The sequence below is a fragment of the Azospirillum humicireducens genome (assembly GCF_001639105.2).
GTDB lineage: Bacteria > Pseudomonadota > Alphaproteobacteria > Azospirillales > Azospirillaceae > Azospirillum > Azospirillum humicireducens.
Genome location: NZ_CP028902.1, coordinates 97,157 through 114,792, shown reverse-complemented (window position 1 = coordinate 114,792; position 17,636 = coordinate 97,157). Strand labels below are relative to the sequence as shown.

Here is a 17,636-nt window from a genome sequence, read left to right as displayed (position 1 = left end):
TCAGGCCGCGAGCGGCTCGAACCGGAAAGTCTCGGCCGTCCGGCGGACAAAGCCGGTATGGGGAGCGCCGAAATGGGCGGGGAAGACCAGGGCGCCGCGGTCGGCGGCATTGTCCAGCAGCCGGCGGCGCGTCGCCACCGCCTGCGCCTGATCCTCGCAGAAGCGGCTGTTCCAGTCGGGGCGCGCCACCTGCATCGGCTGGTGCAGGCAGTCGCCGGTGAAGTAGGCGGCGTGCCGGTCCGATTCCAGCCGGACGAACATCTGGCCGGCGGTGTGGCCGGGGGCCAGCTCCACCGACAGCCCGTCGAGGATCCGGTCGCCGTCCTCGATCAGCTCCACCTGTCCGGCTTCCCAGACCGGCAGGACGCTGTCCTCCATCACCGGGCCGTTGCCCGGCATGCCGATCAGCCCGCCGTCGGGGCTGCGCCAGTGCTTGAACTCCTGCGCGCCGTAGATGTAGCGGGCATTGGGGAAGGTCGGAACCCAGCGCCCGTCGACCAGTTGGGTGTTCCAGCCGACATGGTCGATGTGCAGATGGGTGTTGATGACCAGCGTCACGTCCTCCGGCTGCACGCCCGCCGCCGCGAGGTTGCGCAGATAGGGCTTGTCCAGCATGTGGAAGCGTTCGAAGCCGGGCGTGTGGCGTTCCTTGTGGTTGCCGCATCCGGTGTCGACCAGGATCACATGGCGGTCGGTGCGGATCAGCCAGGAATGCATGCTCGACATCAGGCGCCGTGACGCCGGGTCGAGGAAATTCGGTTCGGCCAGTTCGGGGTTCCGGGTCAGGATCGCATCGTCGTAGGCCGGAAACAGGAAGCCGGGGTCGAAGCCCGGCGTCAGCATTTCCTCGATCCGCGTGACCGTGAACGCACCAAGGGCGATGGTGTGCATAGTCCTCCCCTCGTGCAGGGTGCCGGCGACCGCTCTCGAAGAATTGGGAGAGTACGGCGAGCCGGAGCATGGGGCGCCGGCCATCTGCCGGGGCGATGGCGGCGGGCATGTTCTGTTTGTTGACCAAGGAAACCATTTGCGCTCTACGGTGTCAACAGGCAAAAATTGTGTCACTCTTTGACACGAAGGGCGAGCTGCGTCGGCGTTGGCGGAAAGGGGTTGCGCAACCTTGCGGGCGCCTTCAATGCTACCGGCGCACTGCACCTGTGACGGGATCAGCGCGACCGCGCCGCCATCCGCCGGCTGTGCCGGACACCGGGGCTTCCGCCTGGCAACGGGGCACGCGATATCCATAAGGGGCTTGAACGTATGGACACCGAACAGGATGACAACCAGGGCGCGGAAAAGAACGGCCTCAGCGTCCGCGCCGTGTCGCGCGCTCTGGCCGTGCTGCGCAGCTTCTATCTGGAGGGGCCGACGCTGACCCTGACGGAGGTCGCGACCGCCGCGAAGCTCGACAAGGGGACGGCCCGGCGCATCCTTCTGACGCTGGTGCAGGACGGCTTCGTCGCCTTCGACGCGCAGAGTCAGAAATACAGCCTGGGGCTGGAGATCCTGAAACTGGCGGGGGCGGTGCCGGAACGCCGCGACCTGCGCCAGATCGCTTCCACCATACTGTCGCGGCTGGCGAAATCCACCGGCAGCACCGTGTTCCTGTCGGTCTATCATGACGGATCGGCCGTGTGCCTGGACCAGTTCCACAGCGACCGCTCGGTCGAGGTGCGCTGGTGGATTGTCGGCGGGCAGCTGCCGATGAACTGCGGTGCGGCACCGCGCGTGCTGCTGGCCTACCTGCCGGAGGCGGAGGTGGAGCGCGTGCTGTCGCGCGGGACCACGCGCCTCACCCCCCACACCACCACCGACCCCCGCCAGCTGGCGAAGGAGCTGGAGGAGGTGCGGGAGCGTGGCTGGTCGGTGGCAATCGACGACGTGATCGAGGGGCTGGCCGCCATCGCCATGCCGCTGTTCGACCCGGACGGACGGCTGATCGCGGCGGTCAGCCTGACGGGCCTGACCCCCCACATCGTCCGCAACGGCCAGCCCAATTTCCTCGACGAGATGCGCGGCGCGGTGCGGGAGATCTCGTCCAACCTCTATTCGCTGTCGGCCCCGCCGCTGCATCGCGCCGCCCGTGCCCAGTCGGTGCTCGGGGGGTAGGAACGCCGCTGTGTCGCTCTATGCCACGCGGTGCGAATCGGCGGCGCTGTCGCCGCGCAGGAAGGCGGCGTAGCGGGCGATGGTCGCCTCGACAGCGGAGGCTTCCTGGCCGGGATACCAGACGGTGGCCGGGGTCGACGCGACCTCCGTTCCCGCTGGCGCCAACCGCTCCGCCTCCGCCAGCCCTTCCACCAGCATGTCGGCAGGCCCGGCGCAGATCAGCGCCGGCCGTGTCAGGCGCGGCAGGCGGGCGCGGGTGTCGTAGTGGAAGGCGGCGCGGTAGGAGCGGTCGTAATGCGCGCCGCTCGCCAGCAGGCCCATGGTCCAGTCATGCAGCACCGCGGCGTCGGGAATGCCGATGGCGCGGGCGGCGGCGCGTTCTTGCCTGTACCACGGCCAGAACATGAACATGTCGCGCCGCATGTTCCAGGCCTGGAGCAGGTGCAGGCCCCAGCGGTCGGCGACCAGCGGCGGGAAATAGTTGGTCAGGATGTCGGCGCTGAAGTCGGGCGGGATCAGCACCGGCGCCTCCAGCACCGCGCGTCCGACACGCTCGGGATGGCGGACCGTCAGTTCCAGCGCCACCAGCGCGCCCGTGTGGGTGCCCCAAAGGTCGAAACGGTCGAGGCCGAGCGCATCGGCGACCGCCAGCACATCCTCGGCCAGCGTGCCGATATCGACGGCGCGGTCGGGCTTGTCGGATTCGCCGTTGCCGAGATAGTCGGGGGCGATGACCTCCCATCCCGGCGCCAGCCCGTGCAGCAGCGGCAGCAACGGTGCGGAGGAGCCGGGGGCCGATTGCAGGGCCAGCAGCGGCCGGCCGCGCCCGGCCCGGCGCAGATGGACGCGGCCCCGTGGCGTGTTGGCATAGTCGTGCCAGACCCGCAGCGGATCGGCGAAAGGCTGCGTCGGCGGCAGCGGTCCGGCATCGGGCTGCTTGGATATCATGGCCGACAGCGTTTTGGCGGCTGCGTCGAGAGTCTCGACACGGACGATGCCCGCCGGGTCGGCGAGGCTCGGCATCGCATCGAGGCACAGGCTCCACAGCGCCTCGTAACGGTGCGGCGCAGCCGAGGCGGTGCACAGCATCGCATCCTGGGCGGCGGGGTCGGGCAGGGGGGCGCCCCGTACGGCCGGATGCCGGGCGTCGCGCGGCTCCAACACATGGGCATCGCGCAGATGGGCCCACAGCACGGCCAGATGGGTGCCGTCGTCGCGCGGGGCCAGCGGGGCGGGGGCGAGGTGGCGCGCCGCCCAACCTTCCGCCGCTGCCGCGTCGGCCAACAGGACGGCTTCGGGTTGCCAACCTGTCCTGCTGTCCTGCAATGCGGTCGCCAGCGGTGCCGCAAGGTCGAAGACCAGCAGCGGACAGGGGGGAAGGCCCAATGCGCTGGCGCCGTCCGCGATGATGCGGGCCAAGCCGGCGATGTCCTCCGCCCATGCGCCGCTCGACCTGCCGATTCCCGGGAGATCGACCGCGGTGACGGTCCAGCCCGGCAGGTCGCGGGCCAACTGGTCGGCACGGGTGGAGGCGGCGGCGATCAGGCCGGGCAGCACCAGCAGGTCGGGACCGTACCCGCTGCGCCAGACGCGCAACTGCCCCTGTCCGATGGTCACGTAATGGGGTGTCGACATGGATGTCCTCCCGGTCGGCAGGCGGCGATTGCCTGCATTTCCTTGTGCGAAGGGGGTGTCGAGTGCCGCGGGGGCCGTTGCGGCCATTTTGTTAATGTCGCGGACTGTGCCGCTGTTTGACACTCGGTTCATAGAATGACATAGTTCGACGGAGATCGACAAGGGCAGTGCCGGTTCATGCGCGGAGTTCTGCGGCTGTGGTGCCTGCCCGGGCATGGAATCCAACGAAATCGTCAGGGAGGACGGGCATGGCCTGGCCGGAAGGAACGGGCGTTCCCAAACGGCGCGAGCTGCTTTTCGGCACGCGTCTCGTACCATGCTACAGCGAGCGTCCGGCGACCGTCGACGCCATGTTCCGCGCAGCGGTGGCCCGCCGGCCCGACGGCGAGGCGCTGGTGGATGGCGAGCGGCGCTACAGCTATGCGCAACTGGACGGGTTGGTGACGCGCGCCGCCGCCGGGCTGATCGCAGGAGGCGCCAAACCGGGCACGCGCATGGCCTTGGTGCTGAGCAACCGGTCGGAGTTCCTGATCGCGCTGCTGGCGGCGGCACGGGCGGGCGTCGTCGCGGTGCCGATCAGCGCGCGCGAACAGCGGCCGGGCATCGCCGGTATCCTGAATGACTGCGGCGCCTCCATCCTGATCCATGACGCCGCGCTTGCCGACCGCATGCCCGACGCGGCGGAGGTGCCGTCATTGGCGCTGCGGCTGTCGGCCGGCGGCGCGGTGGAGGGCTGCCGGCCGTTCGAGGAACTGCTGGTGAGCGATCCCGCCCTACCGGCCCCGGCGGTGGAGCAGGGGGAGGAGGACACCGCCGTCATCCTCTACACCTCCGGCACCACGGGGAAGCCGAAGGGCGCGCTGCTGGCCCATGTGAACATCATCCACTCCGCGATGCATTTCGAGGAATGCTGGGACTATCGCGAGGGGGAGCGGGCGGTGCTGGCGGTGCCGGCCTCCCATGTCACCGGGCTGGTCGCCGTGGTGATGGCGATGATCCGGGTCGCCGGCTGCACGGTGATGATGCCGGCCTTCGACGTCGCCGGCTTCCTGGAACTGGCGAGCCGGGAGCGGATGACCACCACGGTGCTGGTCCCGGCGATGTACAATCTCTGCCTGCTTCGCGCCGATTTCAGCCGCTACGACCTGTCGTCCTGGCGGATCGGCGGCTTCGGCGGCGCGCCGATGCCGGAAGCGACGGTGGAGGCGATGGCGGAGCGGTTGCCCGAGCTGCATCTGCTGAACGCCTATGGTTCCACCGAATGCGCCACCATCATCAGCGTCGTCCCCATCGGCAGCACCCGAGCCTGCCTGGATTCGGTCGGGATGTGCGTGCCCTGCGGCGACCTGCGGATCGTCGACGACCAGGGCCGCGAATGCCCGCCGGGGGTGAGCGGGGAGGTGTGGATCCGCGGGCCGATGACCATCCGCGGCTATTGGAACCGCGAGGACGCCACCCGCGACAGCTTCGTCGACGGCTATTGGCGGTCCGGCGATATCGGGGCGCTGGATGAGCGGGGCCATCTGCGGCTCTACGACCGCAAGAACGACGTCATCAACCGCGGCGGCCACAAGATCTATAGTGTGGAGGTCGAAAACCTGCTGGTCCGCCATGCCGACGTGGTGGAGGCGGCGGCGGTGGCCCATCCCGATCCGGTGCTGGGCGAGAAGATCCACGTCTTCGTCATCTCCAAGTCCGGCAGTTTGACCGAAGACGACGTGCGCGACTTCTGCCGGGCCAGCCTCGCCGACTACAAGGTGCCCGACTATGTGACCCTGCTGGGCGACGCGCTGCCGCGCAACGCCAACGGCAAGGTGACGAAGCGCGTGCTGCGCGATCAGGTTTCCGCCGGGTGAACCGGTCCCAGGGGACGCTCCGCCATCGACGGCGCGACGGCCTGCGGCCGCGCGTTGTCGTAGACGCCGTCGCCGTGCCTATTTGAAGGCCAGCAGGATCACCCCGGCAGCGATCAGGACGACGCCGAGCCAGTTCGGCGCCGAAAGCTGTTCACCGAGGAACAGCACGCCGAACAGGGCGACCAGCACGACGCTGAGCTTGTCGACGGGGGCGACCTGCGAGGCGGGACCGAGCTTCAACGCACGGAAATAGCACAGCCAGGACGCCCCGGTGGCCAGGCCGGACAGAACCAGGAACAGCCAGGTCTTGCCCGATATGGCGGACGGCGCCAGCGGCCGGCCCGACGAGACGACGATGCCGATCAGCAGCGGGAAGATGACAGCCGTGCGGATCAGCGTGGCCAAGTCGGAGTCGATTCCCTCCACCCCGACCTTGGCGAAGATGGCGGTCAGCGCCGCGAAACAGGCCGACAACAGGGCCCACAGCATCCAGGACGGAAACAGGCCATCGGTCATTTTCTTGATTTCCTTTATTTTTCCGGCTGCGGCGGCAAGGTTGCCGGTAACATGCGAAGACATCGATTCTGCATTGAAGCGGGGTGATGCGGGAAGCCTGCTCGCCGCCGCCCTGCCGGGCGGACGGGGGCAAGCGGGGGCGTGCCGGTCATCCGCAGTGCGTCGCATTGCCCCAATCGGAAGTTTTTGCAAGTGAGAATTAGAGTCGTTAGCATGCGGCTGCGGACCGGGTCCGGAGGCGCACCGGTCCTTGCTGCCCGTCCTGGCCTGTTCTGCGCCCATCGGTGTCTGCAGGTTCGGTGCAAACCGGATAATTTTGGGAGTTGTGATGACCATCGTGACGCGCCGCAGGGATCTGTTGACGGCAGGTCTGGCGATCGGGGTTTCCGGCCTGGCGCCCGTCCTGATGCCGCGGGCCGCCTTCAGCCAGACCGCAGCCCCCGGCACCATCCGCCATTCCCAGGGCGAGACGACGCTGTCCAAGACGGTGAACAAGGTCCTGTGCTTCGACATGGCGTCGCTCGACACGCTGGATGCGCTGGGCATTCCGGTGGCTGGCGTGCCGACCCAGTCGAAGCCGCCCTATCTCGCCAAGTATGACGGCCCCGGCTATGCCAGGATCGGCACATTGTTCGAGCCGGATTACGAGGTGGTGAACGCCGCCCAGCCCGACCTGATCGTCGTCGGCGGCCGGTCCGGCCCGAAATATGCCGAGCTGTCGGCCATCGCTCCCACCATCGACCTGACGGTGAAACCGGAGCACTTCTTCGACAGCGCGCTGGAGAATGCCGCCATCCTGGGCCGCATCTTCGGCAGGAGCGCCGAGGTGAAGGCCCGCGCCGACAAGCTGCGCGCGACGGTGGCCGAGGTGAAGTCGGTCGCGGCGGGGGCCGGCAAGGGCCTGCTGATCCTGACCACCGGCGGCAAGATCAGCGCCTATGGTCCGGGATCGCGCTTCGGCGTGCTGCACACCGAATATGGCGTCGTGCCGGCCGCCGAGAAGCTCGACGCCTCCAATCACGGGCAGGCGGTCAATTTCGAGTTCATCTTGCAGACCAACCCGGACTGGCTGTTCGTGCTCGACCGCGATTCCGCCATCGGCCGGGAAGGGCAGTCGGCCAAACAACTGCTGGACAACGACATCATGCGCCGGACCACCGCATGGCGGAAGGGGCAGGTGGTCTATCTGAACGCGGCGAACTGGTATCTGATCGGCGGTGGTCTGCAAGCCATGCAGCAGGATGCCGACGACATCAAGGCGGCCCTGACGGGAAAGGCGTGACGATGCCTGTCTGAGCGACATTGCTCATGGCTGGTCCGATGCCGCCCTGTGCAGAACGGCAGGCTGGCGGAACGGATGATTGCCGTTCCGCCAGCCGGAACGCGGCAGGATGCCCTGCCTGACGCTAGATCGACTTGATCTCGCATTGAATCTGGATCGAATTTTCCTCCACGATCGGTACGATCGATAAATGGAAGCCGGGATTGGCGGTAAAGCTCTTGGTCAGCGGTGCCGTCGCAACTTCAGGCGTGATCCAGGTCACCGGCTGGTCGGGCGCACAGTCCATCATGTAGGTCCAACTCACATCCGGAGTTGGCGCCGGTAGGGAGAGTCCCATAACGCCGGCGTCATTGGCGTAGCTTGCGCCGATGGCTTCAAGCCGCGTCGCATCGATCACCGCGGAAATGCCGAAGCGGAGTTTAAGCGGATAGCAGGTCCAGACAACGGAGGTCGAAACCCGTCCGCTCGGGTTTGCTACCGCCGCCGCGAGCGGGATGTTGTTCTTGATGGAGTCGACGAAGGTGTCGACCTCTTCGACTGCCAAGGTCTGACTGTCACCACCCGACAGTGGGGATGAGACTGTCTGCGTGAAGCGCATGTCTTGGGAGAGTACAGGGTTGGAGAAACCCTCGTTGAGATTTCCGAGAGTGAATTCTGTATCCAGAGAATTTTTGAAGGTGATGTACAGGCTGTTGTTGGCCATAATATTTGCTCTCCCTTCGGGGCGATGCTGATTAAATTTCTTCAATTCCCACATGCGGCTTTACAGCAGGTTCTTCTTCTCTTGGTCCGGCCAAGCCAGACTTACCTTCTTCGCCGGGCCTGCCTTCAGGACTGGCCTCCTCGCTGCCCCCTTCCCCTTCCTCTTTCTCGAGAATTTCCTTTGCAGCGTTTGCGTGGGTGGTGCTTTCGTTCTCGATCGTCTCCATGGTTGATTCATTGATCGATTTAACCGTGTTGGTCACGGCTTTCTCCTGCGCAACCACGTCCTGTTGCACGCTGCCCACGGTGGCCTTTGCCTGATCCAGGGTGGCAGGATTACTCGATGTCTGCGCGCTCTGCATCGCGGTCTTGATCGAGGCCGCATCCGTGCGAAGGTTGCTTTCGATGGATTCGATCTGGCTGTTCTGTACCCCGCCGGTGTTGTCATTCAACTGGGTGATCGTCTTCTTGATCGAGTCCAGTTCGGCGTTGGCGGCCTCTTGGATGGCCTGGTCCTCGTTGACGGTCTTCACCTTCTGCGACAACTGGCTCTGCGTATTGCTCAGGGCGCTTGGCGGCGTCAGACCGTCCTTGTAGATCAGCTCCTCGTCGGCATTCTTGAGTTCGGACTGAACGGCCGAATCAACCTGAGATTGCGTCGGTGGCTTCGGATCGGGATCGGACGTGCCGTCCTTGGGCTTTGGTGCGCCGAAGAGTTTTCCATAAACCCATGACACGACTTTGGCCCCGATTTCTATGCTCTGCATGAAATTGGCGGCCGAATTGAAGAGTTGGACGCCACTGCTGTTGAGGAAGCTTTGGATCGTTGTCAGGAGGGCATCTTTGATAGGCTGGCTGGCGTCGATACCCAACACATCCTGACCTTTGATTGTTCCGGTCAGCGCCGGAACAATGTTTCCAAAATCCGCCGGATCGCCAGAGAATGTGCTCATGTTCATGAAGTTGCACACCAGCACAATGTCGGGACTGTCCGCATTGAGATCGGAGACGAGCTGGCCACGTTTGAAGTACAGCGGCACGGAAGCGGGTGTGTTGAGGATGCTGCTTTGGAAGATGTTGTCTTCGTTGAGCTTGCTCGGGGCGTAAGTGATGGTATAGCCGCCGGTGGTGTCCGTGAGTTGCGGGTTCGAGTCTGGCCGGTTGAAGGTGATGCTGCCCAGGAGTACAGACTCCGTTCCCTGCTGGTCGGCCACATACACGTTGTATGCATAAGACGTCTGAAAGTTGGCCCAGGCGAACGGGAAGGTGTTCAGATAAGTGGATACTGCTGTGTAGAGGTTATAGGTGACATTCTTGTACTGCTCCGTAGCGGCAAAAAATTTATCTGCGGCGCTGCTTGCTGCGGTCAGCGCATCGATATTCGCCGTCGCGTTCTGCGTCGCCGTAGCAAATGTCTTTGCCAATGCCGAGCCCGATTGAGCGTTGATCGATTTATAGAATGCGAGTGCATTGGCAATCGCTTGCGCGTCCGCATCCTGCAACGTCTGGTCGGGATATGTCTGTGGACCCAGCAATGGTGGATCCTCATTGAGAATCAGCTTTACCGGAAAGAAATTATCCGGCTGAGCGAGGATCATCTTGATGTTCTGGCCGCTATTCGCGCCGCTTGCCGCACCGAGTTGCAAGCTGTCCTTTTCTCCCATCGGCAGTGGAACGCCGTTCGCGAAGGGAAGCGGTACGAGATTTGACGAAGCATACCATTGCAGCATGCTGTCCGGTTCCGTGTTGGAGAAGGTAAACGCGAAAATGCTACCGTTCCAGCCGGCAGTCGGCATTGATGCCGCACCGGAATTTGTGATGGAATTCGTGATGACGCAGCTCGGCTTGACACTGGCGTTATCCATTATCGCCTCCAGATTGAGCAATGAGAAAGAATTTATCATTTACAGAGCAAACATGATTGACTCACTTTGAAATATTAGAAATTTCAATATTGAAATACACGTTGATTCAGATCGTTGAATGTGTCAAGCGAGACAGGCCCACTGCGATGGAGTGTTTGGAAATATTTTCTGAATATATTTGTAATAATATCTTGCAATAGAGAGATATTTCCAGAAAATTGCTATGTTGTTTTTATGTATTGTTCAAAAATTTTTTAGGGATGCGATTGAGTTTCACTCTGGATTATTGATGCATTTTGATGGGAGAAGGTTGTTCCGTGAAGGCTGCTGTCGAAATCAAGCCAGGGAAAGAGTGCCGCTCAGTGCCCTCAAGCGTGAGCGCCGGATAAAATTTTGCAAGTAAGAATTATTTGCGTTAATGTAAGCTCTCTGGATCGGCGACGGCCGACGGGCCTGCCCGTCCAATTCGGTGTGGGCCGATCCCGTGCCATGATTCCGACGACACCAGCGGCTCATCGGGGCCGTGCCTGTCGGCGGGGTCCGGATCGTTTCTGGAGTTGCGATGATCATAGAGCGGCTGGACAATAACATCATTCGCAAGTTCGCTGCACCGCAGGAGGGGCTTGTCCATTCGCTTCGGTCGTGCCTGTGCCCGATCGGGCGCTCGCTCGCCGTCGCACGAACGGATGACGGCAGTTCCCAGGCGATGCTGACGGGAAAAGCGTGACGATGCCTGCCTTGGTGATCATTGCCGCTGGCGGACCTCCGGCATGAGGGGGCTCGTTCCGGCCGCCGTCTGCGTTCTGGCGCTGGCGGTGGCCAGCCTGTTCGTCGGCGTCAGCGACGTGACGATCGGCACCATCCTGAGCGGCGCCTCCGACGAGGCGGCGCAGGTGCTGCTGGTCAGCCGCATCCCGCGCACGCTGGCGCTGGTGCTGGCCGGGGCCGGAATGGCGGTGTCGGGCCTGATCCTGCAAATGCTCGCCCGCAACAAGTTCGTGGAGCCGTCGACCGCCGGAACCGCCGAATCGGCGGTGCTCGGCATGCTGATGGTGACGCTGCTGGCGCCGGAAACCCCGATGCTGACCCGGATGCTGGTGGCGGGCGCCTGCGCATTGGCCGGAACCGCGCTGTTCCTGGGGATCCTGCGGCGGATGCCGCTGCGCTCGCCGCTGATCGTGCCGCTGGTCGGCATCATGCTGGGGGCGGTGATCTCCGCCTCGACCGAGTTCGTCGCCTACCGCTTCGACATGCTGCAGTCGGTGCGGGCGTGGGAAACCGGCGACTTTTCCGGCGTCCTGCGCGGACGCTACGAACTGCTGTGGATCGGCGCCGTGCTGACGGCCGTCGCCTATGCCGCGGCCGACCGCTTCACCGTCGCCGGGTTGGGAGAGGATTTCACCACCAACCTGGGCCTGAACCACCGGCGCGTGGTGTCGCTCGGGCTGGTCATCGTGTCGCTGGTGACGGCGGCGGTGATCGCCACCTGCGGCATGATCCCGTTCCTCGGCCTGATCGTGCCCAACCTGATCAGCCTGATCCGGGGCGACAACATGCGCCGCTCGCTGCCCTGGGTGGCGCTGCTCGGCGCCGGGCTGGTGCTGGCCTGCGACATCGCCGGCCGGCTGGTGATCCGCCCCTACGAGATCCCGATCGGCACGACCATGGGCATCGTCGGCAGCGCGATCTTCCTTTACCTGCTGCTGCGGAAGAACCGCCATGCCGCCTGACCGCCGTTCGCTGCCTCCAGCCGTCCTGATCGCGGGGCTGGGCGGGCTGGCCGCCGCGTCCATCGTCCTGTTCCTGACCGTCGGCGCGAAGGGAAGCTGGAGCTTCATCCTGACCTTCCGCGGCACCAAGGTGGCGGCGATGGTGCTGGTCGGCTGGGCCATCGCCATGTCCACCGTTCTGTTCCAGACCATCACCAACAACCGGATCCTGACCCCGTCGATCATGGGGTTCGACGCTCTCTACCGGCTGATCCAGACGGTGCTGGTGTTCCAGCTTGGCTCCGCCGCGGTGGCGGCCTTCGACCCGCGCCTGCGCTTCGGGGTCGAGGTCGCGGCGATGGTTGCCTTTTCCTGGCTGCTCTACCGCTGGCTGTTTTCGGGAAGCCTGCGCGGGCTTCACCTGCTGATGCTGGTCGGCATCGTCTTCGGCGTGCTGTTCCGCAGCCTGTCCGGCTTCCTGCAGCGGGTGATCGACCCCAACGAATTCCTGGTGGTGCAGGACCGGCTGTTCGCCAGCTTCAACCGGGTGGACGGGCAGCTCCTGGCCGTCTCCGCGCTGGTCGTGCTGGCGGTGTCGGTGGCGGTGTGGCGCAAGGCCGGCGTGCTGGACGTGCTGGCTCTGGGACGCGACGCCGCCATCAATCTGGGCGTCGATCACCGGCGCGAGGTGATGCGGGTGCTGGTGATGGTGTCGGTGCTGGTCGCCGTCTCCACCGCCCTGGTCGGTCCGGTCACCTTCTTCGGCCTGCTGGTCGCCAACCTGGCCTATCTGCTGGTGGATACGCACCGGCACCGGCTGATCCTGCCGGTCGCGGCCCTGGTCGCCATCCTGGTGCTGATGGGCGGTCAGCTCGTCCTGGAACGGCTGCTGGGCTTCAACGGCGCGCTCAGCATCGTCATCGAGTTCCTGGGCGGAATCGTCTTCCTGACCATCCTTGTGCGGAGAGCGGCCCGATGATCGAGGTCCGGAATGCCAGTAAGTCCTATGGCGAGACCGTCGTCGTCGACGACGTGTCGGTTACGCTGCCGGCCGGCGGCGTCATCTCGCTGATCGGGGCGAACGGGGCCGGCAAATCGACCCTGCTGTCGATGATCAGCCGCCTGCTGCCGGTGCCCGCCGGCACGGTGACGGTGGAGGGCATGGACGTCACGACGACGCCCGGCGACGTGCTGGCGCGTCACCTGTCGATCCTGCGCCAGGACAACCAGATGACGGCGCGCCTGACCGTGCGCGACCTGATCGCCTTCGGCCGCTATCCCCACAGCAAGGGCCGGCTGACGGTGGAGGACCAGGGCCATATCGAGCGGGTCATCCGCTATCTGGAGCTGGAGGCGGTCGCCCACCGCTTCCTCGACGAGCTGTCGGGCGGCCAGCGCCAGCGCGCCTTCATCGCCATGGTGCTGTGCCAGGACACCGAGTACGTCCTGCTCGACGAGCCGCTGAACAATCTGGACGTCAAGCATGCGGTGGCGATGATGAAGCTGTTCCGCCGCACCGCCGACGAGTTCCGCAAGACCATCATCCTGGTGCTGCACGACATCAACTTCGCCTCCTGCTATTCCGACCGGATCGTCGCGATGCGCAACGGCCGCATCGCGCACCAGGGCCCGCCGGAGGACATCATCACCCCCTGCATCATCCGAGACGTCTATGGCGTGGAGGCCGACATCCACGAGATCGACGGCAAGCGCGTGGCTGTGTACTTCCGTTGATCGGGCGCCGATGCGATTCGAACGGGTCGGTTCGGCGCCAAGAAGGTTAGCCCTCAGCGGGTCGGCAGACGGTCGAGGCGGTCGGGGTCGGGGGTGCCGTTCACCCGCAGCAGGACCGCCTCGCCCGAAGCCGGAAAGATGCCGGTCAGTTCGGTGACGGTGACCTGATGCGTCACCAGCACCACCGGCTGGCCGTCGCGCGGCAGGTCGGCCAGGAACTGGCGCAGTTCGGTCAGCTTGTCCTTTGCCTCCTCCTGCCGGCCGAAGAAGGAGTTGAGGGCGGGCATCTCCGTCACCGGACCGAGGTCCAGCAGCCGCGCCGTCTCCAGGCAGCGGCACCACTGGCTGGACAGCACGCGCGCCTTGGCGATGCCGAGCTGGCGCAGTCGCTCGCCGATCCGCTTGGCCTGGGCGCGGCCATCGTCGCTGAGAGTGCGCTGGGTCGCGCAGTTGTCCAGTGTGAATCCCGGCGGGTCGCCGGTACCGGGAGCCTCTGCGTGGCGCATCAGCACGACGAGACCGGCGGTCTCCATCGCCGCGGCCGGGAACGCAAGCAATGCGGCGGCGGTGAAAGCCATAAGGCTGCGGCGGTGCAGGATGGGCATCGGCATCTCCGGTGATGGCGCAGGCCCGCCAGCCCTTGTCAGGGTTGACGGACCTCCCTCAATGTACCTGAGAGTGCCTCATGGAGAGACGAAGGTCACCAGGACTGCCGCCGCGCCGGGAGCGGCTTTTGCCGCCGCCCCCATGGTGACCGGCAAGGATCAGTAGGTGTAGAACATCTTCTGGATGGCCTTGGCGTCGGTCGTCTTGGTGAGGGCCAGCATCAGCAGGATGCGCGCCTTCTGCGGATTGAGGCTGTCGCTGGCGACGAAATCCAGCTCGTCGTCGTTGGCTTCGCCGTTACGGGCGACGATGCCGTTGCCGACACGCGAGGAGCGGACGATGAGCACCCCCTGCTTGCGGGCTTCGATCAGGCCCGGCTTCATCGCGTTGGACAGGCTGCCATTGCCGACGCCGGCATGGACGATGCCCTTGGCACCCGCCTTCACCAGAGCGTCGAGCGCCGTGCGGTTGTTGTTGGCATAGCCATACACGATGTCGACCTGCGGCAGGCTGTCGAGGGCCGAGATGTCGAATTCAGCCTCGGCGGTGTGTTTGCGCACGACCTGACGGTAGAAGTGCGGCCGGTTGTCCTGCATGTAGCCGAGGAAGCCGAGCTCCGGCGTGCGGAAGGTATCGGCGGTGGAGGTGTTGGTCTTGCTGACGTCGCGGCCGGCATTGATCTGGTCGTTCAGGGCGACCAGCACGCCCTTGCCGACGGCGTCCTTGGACCCGGCCAGCGTCACCGCGTTGTAGAGGTTGACGGGGCCGTCGGCGCTGATGGCCGTCGAGGGACGCATGGCTCCGACGATCACCACCGGCTTGGTGCTCTTGACCGTCAGGTTCAGGAAATAGGCCGTTTCCTCGATGGTATCGGTGCCATGGGTGATGACGATGCCGTCGACGTCCTTCTGTGCAAGCAGTTCGTTCACCCGCTTGGCCAGCTTCAGCCAATGGTCGTTGGTCATGTTCTCGCTGGCGATCTGGAAGACCTGTTCGCCCTTGACGTTGGCGACCTTCTTCAGTTCCGGCACCGCTTCGATCAGCTTCTCGACGCCGACCTTGGCGGCGGTGTAGCCGACGGTGGTGGTGCTGGTGGCGCCGGTGCCGGCGATGGTTCCGCCGGTCGCCAGGATGGTCACGTTGGGCAGCCCGTCGGCGGCAAAGGCCATGGTTGCGGACAGTGTCAGGGCGGCGGCCATCCCGGCGGCCATCAGGGTGCGGGCGGTGGTCTTCAACACGGTGTTCCTCTCCCATTTCGATTTTCTTGGCCGGCACCTGCCAACCCTTGGGAATGGGCAGTCTGTACAACTCCATTGAATATCCTTGCTCAGAACCATGAACGGATTGTGCAATGAATGTGAACGGCCGTTCGCAACCCTGCGGCAGTGCCGCTTCGAAGCCGGTGCTGCAAGCGCCGGCCTTGCAAGCGTGGGCGTTGCCTGGGCAGAGTGGCCGCGACGCTTCCGATCCGAAGGAAAATGGCTGTGAGTATCCTGGGACGCACCCTTGCCTTTGCCTTGGCACTGTTGGCTTTCGCGTCCGGGCCATGCTGGGCGGCGGGAAATGAGCGGCGGGTGGCTCTGATCCTGGGCAACAGCGCCTATCGGCATGCGCCGTCGCTGCCCAACCCGGCGAACGACGCCAGGGCGATGGCCGACTCCCTGCGCGCGGCCGGGTTCGAACTGGTTGGCGGGGCGCCGCAGATCGATCTGGACCGGGCGGCGACCGAGCGGGCGATCCGCAGCTTCGGCGCCAAGCTGGCCGGGGCGGATGTCGGGCTGTTCTTCTACGCCGGTCACGGCATGCAGGCGCGCGGCACCAATTACCTGCTGCCGGTCTCCGCCAACCTGGAGAAGGAGTCGGACGTCCGCTATGAGCTGATCGACATCGCCATGGTGCTGGACGAGATGGCGCTGGCCGAAAGCCGGATGAACATCGTCATCCTGGACGCCTGCCGCAACAATCCCTTCGGCGGCCGCGGCCTGCGCGCGGCGTCGCCCGGACTGGCGCAGATGCAGGCGCCGGCCGGCACGATCATCGCCTATGCGACCCAGCCGGGCGCGGTGGCGGCCGACGGAGCCGGATCGAACAGTCCCTATACGGAAGCCTTGTCGAAAGCCCTGCTGAAGCCGGGGGAGACGGTGTTCGACGTCTTCAACGACGTCGGCATCACGGTCAAGCGCAACACCGGCGGCGTCCAGCAGCCCTGGGTGTCGGCATCCCCCATCGAGGGGCGCTTCTATTTCCTGGGGCCGACCACGGTGGTCAACCAGCCGCCGCCCGAAGCGCCTGCGACCGCCGCAGCCGCAGCCGCCCCAGCAGCAGCCGCGGACAAGGAGCTGCTCTTTTGGGACAGCATCAAGGGCAGTTCCAACCGCGGGCTGTTCGAAGCCTATCTGAAGCAGTTTCCGCAAGGCACCTTCACGGCGATCGCCGAGGCGCGGGTCGCCGAGCTTGGCGGGACGGCGAATGCTGCCGGCACGGGAGAACGGGCGCCGGTGTCGGTCGCTGCCCTTGCCGCTCCGCCGGTTCCCGCACCTGGCCCGGCCGCCCCACCCACGCCGTCCGCCCGGCCGCTCGATGTCGAGGCGATCCCCTATCTCAGCGCCAAGGCGCGCGCCGCACTGGCAATCTATCCCGGCCTGCCGTCACCCAAGGCTCTGGCGATCTCGGCCAAGGGGAACTACGCCTATTTCTCCAACAAGTCGAACAGCCGGACCGCGGACGACGTCAGGCGCAGCGCCCTGCAATATTGCCAGTACAGGGCGGAGGAGCCCTGCACCCTCTATGCGGTCGACGACGGCGTGGTGATGGACGGCAAGCGCTTCGTTCCGATGCCGGTGGAGATTCTGGGTTCCGGCCCCTTCGATCCGGCGCGCGTCCCCTTCGTCAGCGAGCACACGCGCAAGGTCGGCATGGTCAACTACCAGCGCAACCCCGGACACAAGGCCGTGGCCCTGACGCTGACCGGCCGCTGGGCGTCGGTGTGGGACCGCGACAGCGAGGAGGAGGCCGGCACGGCGGCGCTGGAGCGGTGCGGGCAGGCCGGCGGCAAGGAGGACTGCATGCTCTACGCCGTGAATGACAAGATCGTACTCGACGAACCGGCCGAGGAGGAGGCGACGGACGAGGAGGAGGAGTGATCCGGGACCGGCCGGGTGCTGCCGGAGGGCGGCCTCTGGGACTTCTCTGCGGCGAAGACGCCGTTGCAAAAGAAAGCGGGCCGGCACCTCAGGGATGCCGGCCCGCTTCGTTCGACCGTCTCGCTCCCGATCCGTCAGCGGTCGCCCAGATCGTGCTCGATCTCGGTGACCAGCCGTTCGGCGCATTGCACGGCGCGCCGGCGGTCCTCATCGGTCATGCCCTGCATGGGATCGGATTGCGCCGGGAAGGAGTCCGACCGGCAGAGCCGGCGGCCCGATGCGCAGACCATCACTTCATACTGGCGGCTGTCCTCATTGAACAGACACTCGGACTCGAAGCCCTTGGCGTCGGTTTCGGCCCACATGATCGTCTTGCTCATCGTCCGGCTCCTTTGGACTGGGTCGGTTTTCTTGGTTCGGCGAGGCTTACTTGGCAGTCGCCATGGCGACCGCGGTGTCGGCCATGCGGTTGGAGAAGC

At 65.3% G+C, this 17,636-nt stretch carries 15 protein-coding genes; 7 read left to right on the top strand and 8 right to left on the bottom strand.

What is annotated here, in order from left to right; translation table 11 throughout:
• Nucleotides 1–891: an MBL fold metallo-hydrolase gene (locus tag A6A40_RS15160; RefSeq protein ID WP_108546770.1), complete on the bottom strand. Its 891-nt coding sequence runs from the start codon at nt 889–891 to the stop codon at nt 1–3.
• A 369-nt stretch (nt 892–1,260) separates the two neighbouring features.
• On the opposite strand from A6A40_RS15160, the gene A6A40_RS15155 reads away from it, so the two are divergent.
• The gene (locus A6A40_RS15155; RefSeq protein WP_108546769.1) at nt 1,261–2,109 is read left to right on the top strand and encodes an IclR family transcriptional regulator; all 849 of its coding nucleotides are present in this window, start codon (nt 1,261–1,263) and stop codon (nt 2,107–2,109) included.
• Nucleotides 2,110–2,127: 18 nt separating this feature from the next.
• Here A6A40_RS15155 and A6A40_RS15150 read toward each other — a convergent pair whose 3' ends face one another.
• A complete protein-coding gene (locus A6A40_RS15150) occupies nt 2,128–3,744 on the bottom strand; it encodes an alpha/beta fold hydrolase (protein WP_108546768.1) in 1,617 nt (538 codons plus the stop codon).
• Between the two features lie 248 nt (nt 3,745–3,992).
• On the opposite strand from A6A40_RS15150, the gene A6A40_RS15145 reads away from it, so the two are divergent.
• Nucleotides 3,993–5,600 (top strand): class I adenylate-forming enzyme family protein, encoded by a 1,608-nt coding sequence (locus tag A6A40_RS15145; protein WP_108546767.1) that lies wholly within the window; start codon nt 3,993–3,995, stop codon nt 5,598–5,600.
• A 78-nt stretch (nt 5,601–5,678) separates the two neighbouring features.
• On the opposite strand, the gene A6A40_RS15140 is transcribed toward A6A40_RS15145, so the two are convergent.
• On the bottom strand, nt 5,679–6,116 hold the full coding sequence (locus A6A40_RS15140; RefSeq protein ID WP_108546766.1) for an EamA family transporter: 438 nt from the start codon (nt 6,114–6,116) through the stop codon (nt 5,679–5,681).
• 328 nt (nt 6,117–6,444) lie between these two features.
• Between A6A40_RS15140 and A6A40_RS15135 the strand changes: the two genes are divergently transcribed.
• Nucleotides 6,445–7,398 (top strand): siderophore ABC transporter substrate-binding protein, encoded by a 954-nt coding sequence (locus A6A40_RS15135; RefSeq protein ID WP_108546765.1) that lies wholly within the window; start codon nt 6,445–6,447, stop codon nt 7,396–7,398.
• 124 nt (nt 7,399–7,522) lie between these two features.
• On the opposite strand, the gene A6A40_RS15130 is transcribed toward A6A40_RS15135, so the two are convergent.
• Together A6A40_RS15130 and A6A40_RS15125 are read right to left on the bottom strand one after the other, a co-directional pair.
• On the bottom strand, nt 7,523–8,101 hold the full coding sequence (locus A6A40_RS15130) for a hypothetical protein (RefSeq protein ID WP_108546764.1): 579 nt from the start codon (nt 8,099–8,101) through the stop codon (nt 7,523–7,525).
• Between the two features lie 31 nt (nt 8,102–8,132).
• Entirely contained in the window at nt 8,133–9,965 is a 1,833-nt protein-coding gene (locus A6A40_RS15125; protein ID WP_146191566.1) for a hypothetical protein, read from the bottom strand.
• 770 nt (nt 9,966–10,735) lie between these two features.
• On the opposite strand from A6A40_RS15125, the gene A6A40_RS15115 reads away from it, so the two are divergent.
• The 3 genes from A6A40_RS15115 to A6A40_RS15105 are packed head-to-tail and all read left to right on the top strand — an operon-like array spanning nt 10,736 to nt 13,408.
• On the top strand, nt 10,736–11,695 hold the full coding sequence (locus A6A40_RS15115) for an ABC transporter permease (protein WP_108546761.1): 960 nt from the start codon (nt 10,736–10,738) through the stop codon (nt 11,693–11,695).
• The gene (locus tag A6A40_RS15110) at nt 11,685–12,653 is read left to right on the top strand and encodes an iron chelate uptake ABC transporter family permease subunit (RefSeq protein WP_108546760.1); all 969 of its coding nucleotides are present in this window, start codon (nt 11,685–11,687) and stop codon (nt 12,651–12,653) included. Before A6A40_RS15115 ends, A6A40_RS15110 begins: the two co-directional genes overlap by 11 nt.
• On the top strand, nt 12,650–13,408 hold the full coding sequence (locus tag A6A40_RS15105) for an iron ABC transporter ATP-binding protein (RefSeq protein ID WP_108546759.1): 759 nt from the start codon (nt 12,650–12,652) through the stop codon (nt 13,406–13,408). The genes A6A40_RS15110 and A6A40_RS15105 overlap by 4 nt, the downstream gene beginning before the upstream one ends.
• Nucleotides 13,409–13,461: 53 nt before the next feature.
• Here A6A40_RS15105 and A6A40_RS15100 read toward each other — a convergent pair whose 3' ends face one another.
• Both A6A40_RS15100 and A6A40_RS15095 read right to left on the bottom strand, forming a co-directional pair.
• The gene (locus A6A40_RS15100; RefSeq protein WP_108547241.1) at nt 13,462–14,013 is read right to left on the bottom strand and encodes a histidine phosphatase family protein; all 552 of its coding nucleotides are present in this window, start codon (nt 14,011–14,013) and stop codon (nt 13,462–13,464) included.
• 159 nt (nt 14,014–14,172) lie between these two features.
• Nucleotides 14,173–15,225, bottom strand: coding sequence for a type II asparaginase (locus A6A40_RS15095; RefSeq protein WP_418208618.1), 1,053 nt, complete (start codon nt 15,223–15,225; stop codon nt 14,173–14,175).
• A gap of 363 nt (nt 15,226–15,588) precedes the next feature.
• Here A6A40_RS15095 and A6A40_RS15090 point away from each other — a divergent pair, with 363 nt between their 5' ends.
• Nucleotides 15,589–17,157 (top strand): caspase family protein, encoded by a 1,569-nt coding sequence (locus A6A40_RS15090; protein ID WP_236783809.1) that lies wholly within the window; start codon nt 15,589–15,591, stop codon nt 17,155–17,157.
• A 134-nt stretch (nt 17,158–17,291) separates the two neighbouring features.
• On the opposite strand, the gene A6A40_RS15085 is transcribed toward A6A40_RS15090, so the two are convergent.
• Nucleotides 17,292–17,537 (bottom strand): hypothetical protein, encoded by a 246-nt coding sequence (locus A6A40_RS15085; RefSeq protein ID WP_014189010.1) that lies wholly within the window; start codon nt 17,535–17,537, stop codon nt 17,292–17,294.
• Nucleotides 17,538–17,636: the final 99 nt, after the last annotated feature.